The organism is Methylobacterium nigriterrae, assembly GCF_037106235.1.
Classification (GTDB): domain Bacteria; phylum Pseudomonadota; class Alphaproteobacteria; order Rhizobiales; family Beijerinckiaceae; genus Methylobacterium; species Methylobacterium nigriterrae.
Window position 1 is genome coordinate 1 of sequence record NZ_JBAWTG010000553.1, and the last position, 446, is coordinate 446.

Annotated in this window: 1 protein-coding gene; it reads left to right on the forward strand. The window is 68.8% G+C overall.

Features of this window, described 5'->3' with window-relative positions; all coding sequences use genetic code 11:
* Positions 1-446, forward strand: a 446-nt coding sequence (locus WDW90_RS38205) for a transposase (protein WP_336492885.1), incomplete at both ends; no start/stop codon positions are given.

Sequence of the window (446 nt, forward strand, 5' to 3'; positions counted from 1 at the left end):
ATACCGCTCGCGTCGCCCAGATCGCGTTCCGACGCGGCAATCCCTATCTGCTCCTGCGCACCCGGCTCGGCACCATCTTCGCCGACACTGAGTTCATTGACCTCTATCCCGCGCGCGGCCAGCCCGCCTACGCACCCTGGCGTCTGGCCCTCGTCACGCTCATGCAGTTCCGGGAAGGACTGAGCGACCGCCAAGCCGCCGAGGCAGTCCGTGCTCGCATCGACTGGAAGTACCTGCTCGCCCTCGACCTCACCGATCCCGGCTTCGACTACAGTGTCTTGTGCGAGTTCCGCGGCCGGCTGCTGCAGCACGAGGCCACCGGACGGCTGCTGGCCCGCATCCTCGACGCCGCGCGCGACCAGGGCGTGCTCAAGGGGCACGGGCGCCAACGCACCGACAGCACGCACGTGCTGGCGGCCGTGCGCGACCTCAACCGGATCGAGTTG